Here is a 17,121-nt window from a genome sequence, read left to right on the forward strand (position 1 = left end):
GCAGGCCTGCTGGTTTTAAAAAATCTTAAGGCTTGGACTGATCACCCTGTGCGTCAACCGCTTGCTGCTTGGCGGCTTTCTCATGACGAGGTTTCAAAATCAATTCGTTCAAAATGAGCAGGCCTGCCCCCAGGGTAATGGCCACATCCGCAACATTGAAGGTGGCGTAATGCCAAGTGCCGATGTAAAAATCGATAAAATCGGTGACCCGCCCTTCCAGAACGCGGTCAATGACATTACCGATGGCGCCGCCCAAAACCAGATTAATGCCGATGGTTTCAACATTTAGTTGATTAGGAAGTTTCTTCAGCCAAACATAAAGGATGGCGCTGACGGCCGCCGCCAGCCCTGTGAAAAACCAACGCTGCCAACCGCCCATATCCGCCAGAAAACTGAATGCGGCACCGTGATTGTAGGTCAGGGTCCAATTCAAGTTCGGCATCACCGCCATCGGTTCACCAAAAGTCAGGCTAGTCACCGCCCAGTACTTGCTCAATTGATCAAGCACAATCACCATTACTGCAAACCAAAGGGTGCGGACAGCAGTTTTGGAAACGGCTGTAGCAGAATTTGAATCAGGCATAATGACGCTCTTCCCCTTCACCCTCTACGTTGTCCACACAACGCTGACACAGTTCCGGATGCGCTTCAATCTGACCGACCTCGTCACGATGATGCCAGCAACGTGCACATTTTGGTTTTTCCGTGGCTCCAGCATCAATCCACAGGCCTGCCAATTCCGATTCCACGGCACTGTCCGGTTTATCTGCCAAAGGTTTCACAGCGGCATCCGAGGTGATCAGCACAAAACGCAGTTCATCTTCCAACTGGTTGATTGCATCGAACAGACCGTTTTCACAATAAAGCGTGACTTCGGCCGTCAAGGAGCCTTTAATGACTTTATCGTTTCGCAACTGTTCCAACTGCTTGGAGACCGCCGAACGCACTTGCATCATCTGCTCCCAATAGGCCGAATTCATCTGCGCCGATTCATCCAATTCTGACAAACCTTCATACCAGGTTGAAACGAAAACGGTCTGGGTACGCTCACCCGGAATTTCCCGCCAGATCTCTTCGGCCGTGAAACTCAAAATCGGCGCAATCCAACAGCTTAGCGCCTCAACGATATGGTACAGAGCGGTCTGCGCTGAACGACGCGGCAAACCGTCGGCCTTGCAGGTGTATTGGCGATCCTTGATCACATCCAGGTAGAAAGCACCCAGTTCGACCGAACAAAAATGCGTGACGGCCTGATAGATGGCATGAAAATTATACTCCTCGTAAGCTTCAGTGATCTCTGTCTGCAATTTGGCCGCATGACCGATCACCCATTTATCCAGCGGCAGCAAACCCTCATAGGCCACCAGATCAGTCGCCGGATTGAAACCGTTGATGTTGGCCAACAGGAAACGCGCCGTGTTACGGATACGGCGATAGGCATCCGCGGTACGGCTGATGATCTCGTCCGACACCGTCATCTCGTAACGATAATCCGCCGCTGAAATCCACAGGCGCAGGATATCCGCACCATACTTGTTGGCAATCTCCTGAGGGGCGACCACGTTACCCTTGGACTTGGACATTTTCTTTCCGTCTTTGTCCACGGTAAAACCGTGGGTCAGCACTTGCTTGTACGGAGCCTGTCCGGATGTCGCCAAGGCCGTCAACAATGACGACTGGAACCAACCGCGGTGCTGATCCGATCCTTCCAGATACAAATCCGCCGGCGAATACAATTCATCGCGCTGATCCAGCACCGTGTAATGCGAAATCCCGGAATCGAACCACACATCCAGAATATCGGCAACCTGCTCGTAATCGTCCGCTTCGTCTCCCAACAAAGCAGCAGGATCCAAATCGTACCAAGCATCAATCGAATTCTGTTCGACCAGTTTGGCGACCTCTTCCATCAACTCGACCGTACGCGGATGCATTTCACCGGTGACCTTGTGAACGAAGATCGTAATCGGCACACCCCAGAAACGCTGACGCGAGATACACCAGTCCGGACGGCCGTCGATCATGCCTTCGATGCGATTTTGACCCCAATCCGGAACCCACTCGACTTTCTTGATTTCAGCCAACGCCTGTTCACGCAGACCGCCTTCGGTCATGGAGATGAACCATTGCGGTGTGGCTCGGAAAATCAACGGTGTTTTGGTACGCCAGCAGTGCGGGTAACTGTGCTCGATGACTTCGATATGCAGTAACGCCTTATGCTCTTTGAGCACCTCGATCACGTGGTCGTCGACCTTAAGCACGTTCTCGCCTTCAAACAGCGGCGTACCAGCCACATAGTTACCACGACCGTCCACCGGGCAATCCACTTCCAAGTCATACTTCAAACCGACCGCGAAATCTTCCTGACCGTGCCCCGGTGCCGTGTGCACACAACCGGTACCGGCTTCGGTGGTGACGTGGTCACCCAAAATCAACGGCACAATACGGTCATAAAACGGATGCTGCAAACGGATCAATTCAAACTGCTCACCGCGACCGTAAGCGATCACCTTGTAATGTTCATAGCCCCACTTGTCCATTGAATCCTTGATTTTCGCTTCCGCCAGGAACAGACGTTCCGGGCCGTGCTCGCCTTCAACCTGAACCACCGCATATTCAAGTTCCGGATTGATCGACACCGCCTGGTTGGCCGGTAAAGTCCATGGCGTGGTGGTCCAGATCACCACCGACAAAGGCCCTTCACCCAAATGGTCTTCCACATGGTGACAACGTTCGAAAAACGCCTTCTCGTCAAGCACTTTAAAGCGCACGTCAATTGACTTGGAACGCTTCATTTCATATTCGACTTCCGCTTCCGCCAACGCCGAATGCCCACCGACGGACCAATAAACCGGCTTGGTGCCTTTGACCAAATGCCCGTTCTGGATGATTTTCGACAGAGCGCGAATCTCGTTGGCCTCAAACTTAAAATCTTTGGTCAGATAAGGATGTTCCCAATCGGCCATGACTCCCAGACGCTGGAAATCGGCCATCTGGCCTTCCACCTGTTTCTGAGCATAATCTCGACAGGCCTGTCTGAATTCGGTGGCACCAATTTTTTGGCCGACCTTGCCTTTCTTCTTTTCCACATTCAGTTCGATTGGCAGACCGTGACAGTCCCAACCCGGCACAAACGGCGCATCGAAACCACTCAAGCCCTTTGACTTGACGATCATGTCCTTCAATACCTTGTTCACCGCATGACCGATGTGAATGTTGCCGTTGGCGTACGGAGGGCCGTCGTGCAGAATGAACTTCGGACGTCCGGCCATATGCTCGCGAACCGTCTTATACAAAGATTCGGACTGCCAAGTCTCTACCTGTTTCGGCTCACGATTCGGCAAATTGCCGCGCATCGGAAAATCGGTTTCTGGAAGGTTTAAGGTCGGTTTATAGTCTGTCATGCTCTAGCTTCTATGTAAGAGAGAGCTTTGCATCTATCTCATGCAAAGCTCTCTAAGAGTTATAAGAATGAAAATAAGGGCTAATCAAAATACTGTCTGGCTTGCTGCGCATCCAAACGAATCTGTTCGGTTAATGCGTCCAGGCCGTCAAATTTCATTTCCGGACGCAAATAATGCCTCAAAGCCACATCCACATGGCGTCCGTAGATTTCTTGGTCCCAATCGAACAGGTGCACCTCTATCGAAGGTCGGTGTCCGTTAACAGTCGGCCGAATGCCCAAATTGGCCACGCCCGGCCAAGGCTGCTCGGCGATGCCGTCCACAGTCACGGCAAACACACCTTGAACCGGCATCTGCAAACGTTTCGGGTTCAGGTTCAAGGTGGGAAAACCGATGGTACGTCCCAGTTTCTGTCCGTGAATCACCCGTCCGCTAAAGGTAAATGCCTTGCCCAACAAGGCCTCGGCCTCCTGCAGATCCGGCTTTTGCAGAGCATTGCGAATACGCGTACTGCTGACTCGCTGACCGTTCACACCATAGGTTGGCATATCAGTCACACTGAATCCCTTTTGCAAACCTTGCTGCTGCAAATAAGCGAAATCGCCAAGACGCTGTTTGCCGAAGCGGAAATCGTCCCCCACCACCAAATGTTTGACATTCAATCCCTGCAACAGAATCGAATCCACAAACTGCTGGGCTTGCAGACCGGCAAAATGTGCATCAAAACGCGCACACAGTACATAGTCAATCTCGGTGGCCTGAAACGCCTGCATTTTTTCACGCAAGTTCATCAAACGTACCGGCGCCTGATCGGGCGAAAAAAACTCAACCGGCAAAGGCTCAAACACCATCACCACACTGGGCAACTTCTCGACTTTAGCCTGTTTGGCAACGGAACGCAAAACCTGCTGGTGTCCCACATGAACCCCGTCGAAGTTTCCAATCGTCAGAACACAGCCATTCGTCAATGCGCCCTGAACGGAATCTAAATTGTGCAAACCTCGAATTAAGTGCATTTCACCATGATTATATAATATAAAACAAGCCGAAAATTATACCGTAAACAGGCGCTTAACTTTTTGTAAATCGTTTAAAAACCAGCTTTTTTAAGGCATTTCAAAATCAACAGGCCTGGTTATTTTTTCACCGTGGCTTTCAGCAGTCGTTTCGGATTCAATCCCAAGCCGATCAGCACCATGCCATAAATCAGAATCGCGCCTGCCACCAAGCCCAACAGCCAAGCCATTCTATGCCAGGCGTCAAAGCCAAGCCACTCGCCGGTCAACGGAGACAACCACACAATAAAGCCCACCAGCACGACATTGGCCAGCAACACCTGAACAAACAATTTAGGCCAGCCTGATAAAGGTCTGAAAACCTGCTGTTTACGCAAATACCAATAAAGCAGTCCGGCATTCACAAACGCCGAAATGGTGGTCGCCGCCGCCAAGCCCACATGCGCAAACGGCCCGATCAGAATCAGATTCAAAACGGTATTGGTCACCAAGGCCACGACCGCGACCTTGACCGGGGTTTTCATGTCTTTACGTGCATAAAACGCCGGCGCCAGAATCTTCACCAAGATAAAACCCAGCAGACCGAACGAATAGGCCATCAGACTCATGCCCGACATGCTCACATCCAGCTCGGTGAACTTACCGTAATGAAACAGGCTTATGATTAAAGGTTCAGCCAGCAACAATAACCCCAAAGTCGCCGGTAGGCCGATGATCAAAACCAAACGCAAGGCCGTGTCGATGTCTTGCCGAAAGCCCTCCCAGTTTTCGTTCGCCGCCTTTTTGGACAGGCCTGGTAACACCACCGTGGCCAAAGCCACGCCGAACACACCCAACGGAAACTCCATTAAACGATCCGAATAATAAAGCCAGGAAACCGAACCGGTTACCAAAAAAGAAGCCAAGATCGTATCGATCAGCAAATTGATCTGCGCCACCGAGACCCCAAATAATGCCGGCAACATCAGACGCTTGACCTCCCCCACCCCGGGATCGCTCTGTCTGGAGGGATGTGGCAACAAGCCCAAACGATACAAAAACGGCAGATGAAACAGCAACTGCACCACACCGGCCACCAACACCCCCCACGCCAGAGCCATGACGGGAATGTCCAGCAGAGGCGAGACCCATACGGCGAAACTGATCAGCACCAGGTTCAAAAACACCGGGGTAAAAGCCGGCACCGCAAACTGGTTGTAGGTATTCATAATGGCGGAGGAAAACGCCACCAACGAAATCAGCAACAGATACGGAAAGGTGATGGACAGCATGTCGGACGCCAGCGCGAACTTGACCGGGTCGTCGATAAATCCGGGAGCGAACACCATCATCCACAAAGAAGAGCCAAACACCCCGAAGGCCGTCAACAAAAGTAGAATTCCGCCCAAACGAAAGCTGATGGCATTCACCAGATGCTTGACCGCATCCTGACCGCGTTTCTCTTTGGCTTCGGCCAATACCGGTACAAAGGCTTGAGAAAAGGCGCCCTCGGCAAATAGGCGACGAAAAAAATTGGGGATTTTAAACGCCACAAAAAACGCATCCGCCCCCATGCTGGCCCCGAAATATCGGGCGATGATGACATCCCGCACAAACCCCAGCACACGGGAAATCATCGTCATGCCGCCGACCGTGGCGGTGGCTTTTAAAATTCTTTTCAAAATGAATGGCTTCTGTTGTTAATCGACTTTCCGCATTGTATCAAAGCTCCGTAAGAGACGCATTTAAAGCCGCTTATTAACGAGAATAAAGGCAGAAGGTGAATGGATATTAAGATTTGATAATAGAATGCCGCTAGTATTCCCTTAAGCCTCGGACTATGCCAATATTATCCTGACTGATGCCCATTCACAAATTAACAGCTCACAATAACCGTTGACAAAACAACAGGGAATCGCCATGAAAGCCGCCGAATTATTTGTCCGATGTCTGGAAAACGAAGAGGTTGAATACATCTTCGGTATCCCTGGAGAAGAGAATCTTGATTTAATGGATGCGCTGCTGGACAGTCACATCCAATTCATCCTCACCCGTCACGAGCAAGGAGCGGCTTTCATGGCTGACGTCTACGGTCGTCTTACCGGCCAGGCGGGCGTATGTTTATCCACACTCGGGCCCGGTGCCACCAATCTGGTGACAGGCGTGGCGGACGCCAACATGGATCGCGCGCCGGTCGTCGCCATCGCCGGACAAGCGGCCACGAGCCGCCTGCACAAAGAGAGCCATCAGGTCTTGGATCTGGTCAACCTGTTTGAACCCATCAGCAAATACAGTACCCAGATCCTGACGCCGGACATTATTCCGGAAGTGGTGCGTAAAGCCTTCAAGGTCGCACAGTCTGAAAAACCCGGCTGCAGCTTTATTGATTTTCCTGAAAACATCGCCTCGTTTGAGGTCAATAAGCCGCCATTAAAAAAACAAAGCGCCCTGCCGCCTGAGCCCAACAGTCATAAAGTCAAACAAGCAGCCGAGGTCATCAGCCAGGCACACTACCCCATCATCATCGCCGGAAACGGCGTGGTGCGTTCCAATGCAAGCCACGCCCTGGAAGAGTTTGCTTCCAAACTCAACATTCCGGTGGCCACCACCTTCATGGCCAAAGGGGTACTTTCTTGTGGACACGAACTTTCACTGGGAACCGTCGGACTGCAGGCCAACGACTACATTTCATGCGGTATTGACCGCGCCGACGTGGTGATTTGCGTGGGCTACGACATCGTCGAATACCAACCGCACTTATGGAACCACAATCCCGGGTGTAAAATCATCCACATCGACAGCCAACCCGCCGAAGTGGACGAGTTTTACATTGTCGAAGCGGGCCTGATCGGGGACATCGGCAGCGCTTTGGCCAAAATATCGGCCATCAGTCAGCGTCATAAAACCCCCTTCTACCAGAACCTGAAACAGCACATTGACGAGCGCATGCAGGCGTACAAGGACGACAGCGGATTCCCGCTCAAACCTCAGAAAATCCTTCACGACCTGCGCAGAGCCTTGCAACCCGAAGACATCGTCATCTCCGATGTGGGTGCGCATAAGATGTGGATCGCACGCATGTTTCAAACTCTGGCTCCCAACACCTGCATTATCTCCAACGGTTTCGCCTCCATGGGCATCGCCCTACCGGGTGCCATTGCCGCCAAGCTCGCCAAACCCAAACAAGTGGCGGTGGCGGTCACCGGAGATGCCGGATTCTTGATGAACATGCAAGAGATTGAAACCGCGGTACGTTTGCAGATACCGATTATCGTGCTCATCTGGAACGATGCCCATTACGGTTTGATCAAATGGAAACAGGAAAACCATTTTGGACGCGAAAGCCATGTCGCTTTCACCAATCCCGATTTCGTCAAACTGGCCGACGCTTTTGGTGCCAAAGGTTATCGCATCGAGAAAGCCAGCGATCTGCTACCGACCTTGAAAAAGGCGATAACAGACGATTGCGTGGTATTGATCGATTGTCCGGTGGATTACTCGGAGAATCTTAAATTGACCGAAGAACTCGGTCATTTGATCTGCCCCAGTTAGGACGTTAGAACGGTTTAAACCTGTTTGAAAACCAACAGGCCTGCTGGTTTTCAGCCTTGAGCAGAAACATCCGCTGTTTTCAAGACCTTGGCCTTGTACACAAAAGTGCCGAACGGAATCAACGAGGCGATCAAACCGAGAAAGCCTTTCATTTCCGAAAGATGGCCTTTAAGGACGTGGTAAAACAGCACGATATTGAACGCCAAAAACAGACCGCCGTGGGCACGCCCGACCCAACTGACCGCTTCCGGCATGCCGTAATTGTATTTCAACGGCATCGCCACAAACAACAGCAGCAACAATGAAGTCCCTTCCAATAAAGCCATAAATCTTAAAAATGCCATGTCATCACCTTGTTTAATAAATCCCGGGTATAAAAAAACCGGGAATAATCCCGGTTTCTTCTTAATTTATTGTCAATTTCGTTTCTAAAGTTTATGGATTCAAGGCGAAAAATAGGAGTTTACATTAAGTAAATGACTATTTTTCAACAACGAAGCCGTGAACTTTAGGGGCGAAAGAGCAATAAATTTTAGGCCATCGCTTTGATGCGAGCGTTAATGCGGCTCTTGGTACGAGCGGCTTTGTTTTTAGCGATGATGCCTTTACGAGCCATACCGTCTAGGTTTGACTGTGCATCACGGAACGCTGCATTCGCAGCCGCCTGATCACCACCGTCGATTGCTGCATACACTTTTTTCAAAGAAGTACGCATTTCAGAACGCATCGCTGAGTTATGCTGACGTTGTTTTTCTGCCTGACGTGCGCGTTTTGCTGCTTGTGCTGAGTTTGCCACTTTATTTCTCCAGTTTGTTTTTACGTGTTAACGATCCGTAGACCTATCATTAACAATTAACACAACATTGTCTTATGCGTACACAAGAACAATGACTACGTTGTTTATATCCAACCATCCGAAAACGAATGATTTGAAAAGGATTGGGAATTATCCACAATCCACGCTGACCGGTCAAGCTTTATTCCAAAACAAATTGAAAATGAAGAACTTATGGAAACTGAACAGGCCTGCTTATTTTCAAAAACAATCAAAAAACCATCCTAAGTTATAAAATTGAACGTTTTGTGATTGAAAATGCCATTTTATTGAGAAGCCTCTTTGATGACCGTGTTTCACATTTAATCTGTATCAAGGCTTCCCGTTACTATTTTTGTTCGCCAAAAATAGTAACCACAAAAAAGGCGCTCCATTTCATAAATTGGCAAGTTCTAAACTGGTTCACTGAAATGCTGAACTCGCTCCGCTCAAACAGCAGCGTTTTTTAACCGTTCACGACATTAAGAACCTTGTTCAATTTATTCCAATGAGAAACTGGCCGGTACACTTCAGACCCTATGAAACAATTGAAATCTAACGTAAAGCCTCATTGTAAAAAGGAGGATTTTTGTTCAAGGTCAAGGCAAATTTCAGCGACGTTTACGCTTGTAAACGAGCTGGAATTTAACGCAGAGATTGAACAAAAAGACCCTTTTTATTCGCGATGGTAGGGGTGGTGGTTGATGACCGACCACGCTCGGTAAACCTGTTCCGCCACCATAATACGCACCATCGGATGCGGCATGGTCAATTTGGACAGACCCCACTTCCATTGCGCCTGTTGCAGAATAGTCTGATCCAAGCCGTCTGGGCCGCCCACTATCAGGGCAATATCCTGCCCGCCGGCGAGCCAGTCTTCCATCTTATCGGCCAAGCCTTTGGTGGTGACCTGTTGTCCGTGTTCGTCCAACGCGATCAGACGCGCGCCTTTAGGAATAGCGGCCAGAATACGTTTGGCTTCCTCAGCTTTCATCTGCTCGACCGAGCTGGTTTTGCCGCGTTGCGCCATGGGCAGTTCAATCAAATTCAAACTACAGGCTTTCGGCAAACGTTTAGCGTACTCCGCATAGCCTTCCTGCACCCATTTGGGCATTTTCTGGCCGACGGTGATGAAATGAATGATCAAAATCGGTTCCCGTCTATTCGCCTTCGGCGTTGGCGGTGGATTTGATGTCCCACAATTTTTCCAACGCATAATGGGCGCGTGCGGCTTCGGTCATCACATGCACGATAGCATCCCCCAAGTCCACCAAAACCCAATCCGGCTGAGGCCCGGCTTCGACACCCAACGGCGGATACCCGGCGTCTTTAAACGCCAACGCAACCGCATTACCGGTTGATTTCACATGTGTGGTCGAAGTACCCGTTGCCACCACCATCAAATCGGCGAAGCTGCTCACTTCCGACACATCCATCACCTGGATATCACGCGCCTTGCTGTCTTCCAGCGTCTGTACAATCAAGTCTTTAATTTCAGTTAATTCCATAGTCTTTTTCAGTTTCCTTTTGCATCCCGATAAAGCTGATGCTGTTGTATATAGTCAATCACAGTCGGCGGCATCAAATAATCCACCGACTGTCCTTGATGCAAATAATTTCTCAGTGCCGTCGCACTTAAATCCAGTTGGGTCACCGGCACATCGACAATCTGTTCGCAGCACTGGCTAAAATGCCTGACATGATGGGCCCGCAGAATCTGTCCGGCCTGGCAATATAGAGGCAAGGCTTCACCCGGTCGGTGTGTGACCGCGATATTCGCCAACCGAAGTATCTCCTGCCAATTGTGCCACTTATGAAAATTGGCAAACGCATCGGTGCCCATAATCAAAACCAATGCCGTGCTCTCTTCAGAATCGGCATAACGTTGCTTCAGTGCGGCCAAGGTATCCACCATATAAGATGGCCCGCCGCGATCAATCTCGATAGTGTCCAGACAAAAACTGGGCTGACCGGCGATCGCCAATTCAATCATTTCACAACGCTGCACAGCCGACACACTCGGCTGGCCGCGATGCACCGGCTGATAACAGGGCACAAAACGCACCTGTTCCAAGCCCAGAGATTGCTGAACCTCCAACGCCGGACGCAAATGCCCGTAATGAATCGGGTCAAAGGTTCCGCCATTGATGCCAATCAGTCGCATAACTGTCCGGCTTTCATCATTGGCGAATGGTGCCGTCACCCAGCACAATGTATTTCTGCGAGGTCAGACCTTCCAAACCGACCGGGCCGCGGGCGTGGAATTTATCGGTACTGATGCCGATCTCCGCGCCCAAACCATATTCAAAGCCATCGGCAAAACGGGTCGAGGCATTGACCATCACCGAACTGGAGTCGACTTCCGCCAGGAAGCGACGCGAAGTGCTGAAGTTCTCAGTAATGATCGACTCGGTATGGCCGGAACTGTATTGGGCGATATGATCCATCGCCGCATCTGCATCGGCCACCACCCGAATCGACAGAATCGGGGCCAGATATTCGGTCTCCCAATCTGCTTCGGTTGCCGCAACGGCTTCGATAATGTCGCGGGTCTTGTCGCAACCGCGCAGTTCCACCCCTTTTTCAGCGTATTGTTTGGCCAGTTCAGGCAATACCTTTTGCGCCTGAGATTCCGCCACCAACAAGGTTTCCATGGCGTTGCACACCCCGTAACGATGGGTTTTGGCATTGACGGCCACGCGAATCGCCTTGTCATAATCCGCATCGTCATCGATGTACACATGACAGATGCCGTCCAAATGCTTGATGACTGGCACCCGTGCGTTTTGACTGATACGTTCAATCAAGCCTTTACCGCCACGTGGAATGATGACATCGACATATTCCGGCATGGCAATCAATTCACCCACCGCGGCACGGTCGGTAGTGGCCACAACCTGCACCGCGGTTTCCGGCAGGCCTGCTGTTTTCAACCCTTGCTGAATGCAGTTTGCCAGAGCCTGATTGGAATAGGCCGCTTCGGAGCCGCCGCGCAGAATCGCCGCATTACCCGACTTCAGACACAGAGCCGCCGCATCGGCGGTGACATTCGGACGCGATTCGTAAATGATACCCACCACCCCTAAAGGCACACGCATCTTTCCTACTTGTATGCCCGACGGACGGTAGCTCATGTCGGTTACTTCACCAACCGGATCCTGCAAGGAGGCCACCTGGCGTAACCCTTCTGCAATTCCGGCAATGCCGGCATCGGTCAAAGCCAAACGATCCAGCATGGCGGCGTCCAAACCGTTCTGTTTTCCGTTTTCCAAGTCCTTGGCATTTTCCGCCTTCAAAGTCTCGGCAGACTGCTCAATGGCCTCGGCCATGGCCAACAGCGCCTGGTTCTTTTCCGCGGTAGTGGCACGTACCAATACTCGTGCCGCTTGTCTGGCCTGTTGACCCAACTGTTGCATGTAGGCTTGTATATCCATGTCTGATGTTTCCTATCTTTTTCGTTATCTTTTTTTGCTTTCTATCTTCAGCATTCCATTCAACGGCCTTTAAACTGCCACCTTATTCACCAGTGCTGACAACCCCATCCACACCTCTTCGCCATTCAGGGTTTTGCGAATGCCTTTGATTTTCAAATCAATCTGCAAGGCTTCCTTAAGCAGCAATTGCCAGTAGTGCAGATTATGGCGTTGCAAGGCCGAGCCCACTTCAGCCTGACGCGACTGCCAGATTCTCAACTGTTTATAAGCCTGGGCTAACGGCATGCTCTGGCGTAATTGCGAGAGCTCCACCAACTGGCGGATCTCCTTAGACAGCAACCATAAGATCACCGGAGCTTCCAAACCTTCCTGGCGCAAACGCGTCAACATCTGCTGTGCGTAATCCAATCGTCCGGTGAGCATGGCCGAAGCCAGGGCAAACAGCTGATAATGCGCCTGATCTACCACCGTCTCGGCGATAATCTGGGCGCTGATCAGACTGTCGGCAGGATAAAGCAGGCTTAATTTAATCAACTCCTGGTCAGCCGCCAGCAGATTGCCCTCAACCCGTTCGGCCAACAAGGCGGCCGCCTCCGCTTCCAACTGCAAGCCATACTGATTGGCTTTTTGCTGACACCAGCCCGGCAAAGCCTGAGTCGGAACCGGTTTGGCCTGAATCACCAGGCCTGCCGATTCTATGGCGCTGACCCACTTGGACTTGACCTGGCGATTGTCGAGCTTTTCGCACTCCAACAACACAATCACTTCCGGGGCAAGGCCGTCTTGGGCCTGATTGAATTTGCACCACTCCTGGATGAACTTGGCGCCTTCGGTTCCCGGTGAGCCTTTCGGCATGGAAACCATGATGACGCGCTGCTCCGAAAACAGGGAACCGGCTTGGGTTTCCATCTGCAATGACTGCCAGTCAAATCCGGCATCCACTTCATAACGGTCACCGAATAGATAGCCCTGAGATTGAAGGCTGTGACGCAAACCGTCCACACAATCCCTCAAAAACAACGCCTCTTCGCCGTAAAACAGGTAAATCGGCTTGAGCGCCAGCGTATTCTGCTGCAACTGATTCAAAAAGGCGCTCGCTAAAATCACAAGAAAAGAGACTCCATTAATTCAAACGCCATGGCACTGTCCCTCTCAATCACTTGATTTATCCTCATTAAGCGGTGTTTTCAGGGCTTCGTCCTGCACGTTGCGGGTAATCAAAGCACGGTTGATGCGTTCCACTATCTGGCGTGCCAAATCTCGCGCCATCTGTTGCTGAATGGCTTCCAGTTCCCGATTCGAGGCCAACAAGGCGTTGTTGTTGATTTGATGGTCGCGATAACTGCTCACCTCTGCTCTCAGCAACAGCGATTCGGTCGCCACTTCCTGCACCTCAAAGGCCTGCTTCATGGTCAACAGAACCGATGAGACATCACCCGTGCCGGTATAACTGGTTTTGGAACGATGCGAATAGGTTCTTGCAAAAGACACCTCCAACTCGGCTCCGGCCAAATTGGGCGTCACCACCACGCCGCTGGCCTTGAGCTGCTGCCTCAAGGCATCGGCCACATCGCCTTGCACACTCTGCAAATCGGTGAGTTTGACACTTTTGAACTGAGCCTGTCCGCCGCTGTCATAACCGCGCAGGTGAAAACCGCAGCCGCTCATCACACTCGTGACCATCAGCAACAGTATCAAACTCGCGGTCATTTTCACGGCGCTGCTCGAATTTGAACAGGCCTGCTTATTTTGAAAACACGCGGCAAACGCTTTCTTCATCATGCAGAGCCTTATCCTTTAACCACCAGGTTAACCAATCGACCCGGCACCACAATCTCTTTGACAATCTCTTTGCTCTCGATGAACTTCAACACGGCGGCTTCGGCTTTCGCAGCACTCAAAATCGTCTCTTTGTCGGCGTCGGCCGCCACTTCGATTTTTCCGCGCAGCTTGCCGTTGACTTGAACCATCAGTTCGATTTCCGATTTCACCAACGCCGATTCGTCGACCTGCGGCCAAGACACATCCAGCACCAAACCAGATTTGCCGAGTGAAGCCCACAGGCTCTGAGCCATGTGTGGCGCCATCGGCGACAACATACACACCAGAATCTCCAGCGCTTCCTGCATAACCGCGCGACCCTGCGCCGAATCGTCATCGAACTTGCTGAGTTCGTTCATCAACTCCATACACGCCGCAATCGCGGTATTGAAGTGCTGACGGCGCCCCATATCGTCCGAAACTTTCTGCAAGGTTTCATGCACTTTCAGACGCAACGCCTTCTGCACCTTGTCCAGCCCTTGCGAAGAAGTGGCTGCGTCTATAGAGCCTGTTTCCAAATGTGAATGCACCTGACGCCAAACGCGGTTCAGGAAGCGGAAAGCCCCTTCCACGCCTTTATCGGACCATTCCAGACTCTGCTCCGGCGGTGCCGCAAACATGATGAACAGGCGCACGGTATCGGCACCGAATTTTTCGATCAACGCCTGCGGATCCACCGTATTCCCTTTGGACTTGGACATCTTAGAACCGTCCAGCAACACCATGCCCTGCGTCAATAGATTCTGGAACGGTTCATCAGAGTTGACCAAGCCCTGGTCGCGCATCAATTTGTGGAAGAAACGCGCATACAGCAAATGCAGAATGGCATGCTCGATCCCGCCAATATATTGATCAACCGGCGCCCAGTAGTCGGCACGTTCGTCCAACATCGCCTTGTCGTTGTCTTTGGAAGTATAACGAGCGTGATACCAGGACGACTCGAAGAAGGTGTCGAAGGTATCGGTTTCGCGTTTGGCGCGGCCGCCGCACTGCGGACATTCGCAATTCTTGAAGCTGTCCATCTTCGCCAACGGCGAACCCGAACCGTCCGGAACCACATCTTCCGGCAGACGAACCGGCAACTGTTCTTCAGGAACCGGAAGCGCACCACACGCCGGGCAGTAGATCACCGGAATCGGACACCCCCAGTAACGCTGACGAGAGATCCCCCAGTCACGCAAGCGGTAGTTGGTCTGTTTCTCACCCAAGCCTTTCTCACCCAGCGCTTTGGCCATTTCGTGCAAGGCCTGCTTGGATTTCAAACCGTCGAACTGGCCGGAGTTGACCAATACGCCTTTTTCGGTGAACGCCTGTTCGGAAACATCCGCCATCTCATCGGCACTCGGCGCAATGACCGCTTTCATTGGCAAATCATACGCCTTGGCAAATTCATAATCACGCTGGTCATGCGCTGGCACCGACATCACTGCTCCGGTTCCGTAGCCCATCAACACAAAGTTGGCCGCCCAAACCGGGACCTCTTCGCCGGTAATCGGGTGGGTGACACGAATTCCGGTGTCCACCCCTTTCTTCTCCATGGTTTCCATGTCGGCTTCGGCAGTGGAAATATGCGAACACTCTTCAATGAAACGTTCCAGCGGTTCATTGTTGATGGACGCTTTTCTGGCCATCGGGTGATCTGCGGCAATCGCCACATAGGTCACACCCATCAAGGTATCCGGACGCGTGGTGTACACATCCAAAGTATGATTCTCTTGACCGACAATCGGGAAGGAAATCTGCAGGCCTGTCGATTTTCCGATCCAGTTTTTCTGCATGGTCTTGACCTGTTCCGGCCAACCGTCCAGTTTATCCAGCCCTTCCAACAACTCTTCGGCATAATCGGTGATGCGCAAGAACCACTGAGCAATCTCTTTACGCTCAACCGGCGCACCGGAACGCCAACCCTTACCATCAATGACCTGCTCATTCGCCAACACCGTCTGATCGACCGGATCCCAGTTGACCACCGACAGTTTGCGGTAAACCAAACCTTTTTCCATCAATTTGGTGAACAGCCACTGCTCCCAACGGTAATATTCCGGATGACAGGTTGCCACCTCACGTGTCCAGTCGTAACCCAAACCAAGCGATTTCAACTGGTTGCGCATATAATCGATGTTTTCATAAGTCCATTTGGCCGGCGCCACCTTGTGCTGCATGGCCGCGTTTTCCGCCGGCAAACCAAACGCATCCCACCCCATCGGCTGCAACACATTTTTGCCCTGCATGCGCTGAAAACGCGAGATGACATCGCCGATGGTGTAATTACGCACGTGCCCCATGTGCAATTTACCGCTTGGGTAAGGAAACATCGACAGGCAGTAATACTTCTCTTTACTTTCGTCTTCGGTGACCACAAAGGTCTGATTTTCATCCCAATACTTCTGAATTTCGGCTTCGATCTGCTGCGGCTGGTACTGAACTTCTGACATGAATTAATCTTCTACTTTTTTAAAACGGTTGAATGTAACGGCTTGAAACCCTTCGGTCTTTTTCGGCAAGCCAATTTTGACTTTTTTAGCCATGCCATTGACGCTTGCAAAGGACTCTTGATAAATCAAATAAATAAGTTCAATATTATAGAGGATGTAAGACTGACATAAAGGAAAAAAACCATGAGTCAACATAAAATGTTGCACGCCTATCGAACCTTGCTGAATTTTGCCATGCGTACCGCCATTTCGGCGGAAAACGCAACCTGGTCGCTGCTGGGTAAGGCCATTGAAAAAACCGAACGCGCCGACCATGAACTGGGAGAGCTGACGGAAAAGGAATTCAAACAAGTTCAGGAGGATTTGCAGGCCGACCTGATGCAAACCGCCGAATACCTGGCCGATATGGAAAAAGGTATTGAAGAATTTTTGGACATGGATCTGCCCGTGTTGGAGAAAATCCTCATCGACAAGGCCCTGGATTTGGCCGACCCGACGGAAATCACCATCCTGAGAATGCGCCTGGCGGCGGCAATGGATGAAAACCACCCGATGTTTGAGGTAGAACACCGAAAACACTGAAAACACGCCTTAGACATGTTTCAAATTGCCAGGCTCTGCCAAAAACAGACAGGCCTGGTCAAAGTGACTATCAAGCCTGGTAGA

General features: G+C 51.2%; 15 protein-coding genes. 2 read left to right on the plus strand and 13 right to left on the minus strand.

Going from position 1 to position 17,121, the window contains the following annotated elements:
* Positions 1–25 precede the first annotated feature (25 nt).
* From lspA to murJ, 4 genes are all read right to left on the minus strand, one after another.
* A complete protein-coding gene (gene lspA / locus B076_RS12700) occupies positions 26–583 on the minus strand; it encodes a signal peptidase II (protein ID WP_028487183.1) in 558 nt (185 codons plus the stop codon).
* The gene (ileS, locus tag B076_RS0109985) at positions 576–3,404 is read right to left on the minus strand and encodes an isoleucine--tRNA ligase (protein ID WP_028487184.1); all 2,829 of its coding nucleotides are present in this window, start codon (positions 3,402–3,404) and stop codon (positions 576–578) included. Before ileS ends, lspA begins: the two co-directional genes overlap by 8 nt.
* An 80-nt stretch (positions 3,405–3,484) precedes the next feature.
* Entirely contained in the window at positions 3,485–4,420 is a 936-nt protein-coding gene (ribF, locus tag B076_RS0109990; RefSeq protein ID WP_028487185.1) for a bifunctional riboflavin kinase/FAD synthetase, read from the minus strand.
* Positions 4,421–4,539: 119 nt separating this feature from the next.
* Positions 4,540–6,081: a murein biosynthesis integral membrane protein MurJ gene (gene murJ / locus B076_RS0109995; RefSeq protein WP_084205757.1), complete on the minus strand. Its 1,542-nt coding sequence runs from the start codon at positions 6,079–6,081 to the stop codon at positions 4,540–4,542.
* A 238-nt stretch (positions 6,082–6,319) separates the two neighbouring features.
* Here murJ and B076_RS0110000 point away from each other — a divergent pair, with 238 nt between their 5' ends.
* Positions 6,320–7,951 (plus strand): acetolactate synthase large subunit, encoded by a 1,632-nt coding sequence (locus tag B076_RS0110000; RefSeq protein WP_028487187.1) that lies wholly within the window; start codon positions 6,320–6,322, stop codon positions 7,949–7,951.
* Positions 7,952–8,001: 50 nt separating this feature from the next.
* Here B076_RS0110000 and B076_RS0110005 read toward each other — a convergent pair whose 3' ends face one another.
* The 9 genes from B076_RS0110005 to leuS form a co-directional block, all read right to left on the minus strand.
* Entirely contained in the window at positions 8,002–8,295 is a 294-nt protein-coding gene (locus tag B076_RS0110005; protein WP_028487188.1) for a DUF3817 domain-containing protein, read from the minus strand.
* A gap of 188 nt (positions 8,296–8,483) precedes the next feature.
* Complete coding sequence (gene rpsT / locus B076_RS0110010; RefSeq protein ID WP_028487189.1) at positions 8,484–8,747, minus strand: 30S ribosomal protein S20; 264 nt, start codon at positions 8,745–8,747, stop codon at positions 8,484–8,486.
* Between the two features lie 694 nt (positions 8,748–9,441).
* Positions 9,442–9,912: a 23S rRNA (pseudouridine(1915)-N(3))-methyltransferase RlmH gene (gene rlmH, locus B076_RS0110015; protein WP_028487190.1), complete on the minus strand. Its 471-nt coding sequence runs from the start codon at positions 9,910–9,912 to the stop codon at positions 9,442–9,444.
* 13 nt (positions 9,913–9,925) lie between these two features.
* Complete coding sequence (rsfS, locus tag B076_RS0110020; RefSeq protein WP_028487191.1) at positions 9,926–10,273, minus strand: ribosome silencing factor; 348 nt, start codon at positions 10,271–10,273, stop codon at positions 9,926–9,928.
* A gap of 8 nt (positions 10,274–10,281) precedes the next feature.
* Complete coding sequence (gene nadD, locus B076_RS0110025; protein WP_051347300.1) at positions 10,282–10,929, minus strand: nicotinate-nucleotide adenylyltransferase; 648 nt, start codon at positions 10,927–10,929, stop codon at positions 10,282–10,284.
* Positions 10,930–10,945: 16 nt separating this feature from the next.
* Complete coding sequence (locus B076_RS0110030) at positions 10,946–12,199, minus strand: glutamate-5-semialdehyde dehydrogenase (protein WP_028487193.1); 1,254 nt, start codon at positions 12,197–12,199, stop codon at positions 10,946–10,948.
* A 69-nt stretch (positions 12,200–12,268) separates the two neighbouring features.
* Positions 12,269–13,306: a DNA polymerase III subunit delta gene (gene holA / locus B076_RS0110035; protein WP_028487194.1), complete on the minus strand. Its 1,038-nt coding sequence runs from the start codon at positions 13,304–13,306 to the stop codon at positions 12,269–12,271.
* 45 nt (positions 13,307–13,351) lie between these two features.
* Positions 13,352–13,981, minus strand: a complete 630-nt coding sequence (locus tag B076_RS0110040) for an LPS-assembly lipoprotein LptE (protein ID WP_028487195.1) — start codon at positions 13,979–13,981, stop codon at positions 13,352–13,354.
* A gap of 8 nt (positions 13,982–13,989) precedes the next feature.
* The gene (leuS, locus tag B076_RS0110045; protein WP_028487196.1) at positions 13,990–16,455 is read right to left on the minus strand and encodes a leucine--tRNA ligase; all 2,466 of its coding nucleotides are present in this window, start codon (positions 16,453–16,455) and stop codon (positions 13,990–13,992) included.
* A 183-nt stretch (positions 16,456–16,638) separates the two neighbouring features.
* Between leuS and B076_RS0110055 the strand changes: the two genes are divergently transcribed.
* Positions 16,639–17,037 (plus strand): zinc ribbon-containing protein, encoded by a 399-nt coding sequence (locus B076_RS0110055; RefSeq protein WP_028487198.1) that lies wholly within the window; start codon positions 16,639–16,641, stop codon positions 17,035–17,037.
* The last annotated feature ends 84 nt before the right edge of the window (positions 17,038–17,121 follow it).

Origin of the sequence: Thiomicrorhabdus chilensis DSM 12352 (assembly GCF_000483485.1) — a bacterium.
GTDB classification, from domain to species: domain Bacteria; phylum Pseudomonadota; class Gammaproteobacteria; order Thiomicrospirales; family Thiomicrospiraceae; genus Thiomicrorhabdus; species Thiomicrorhabdus chilensis.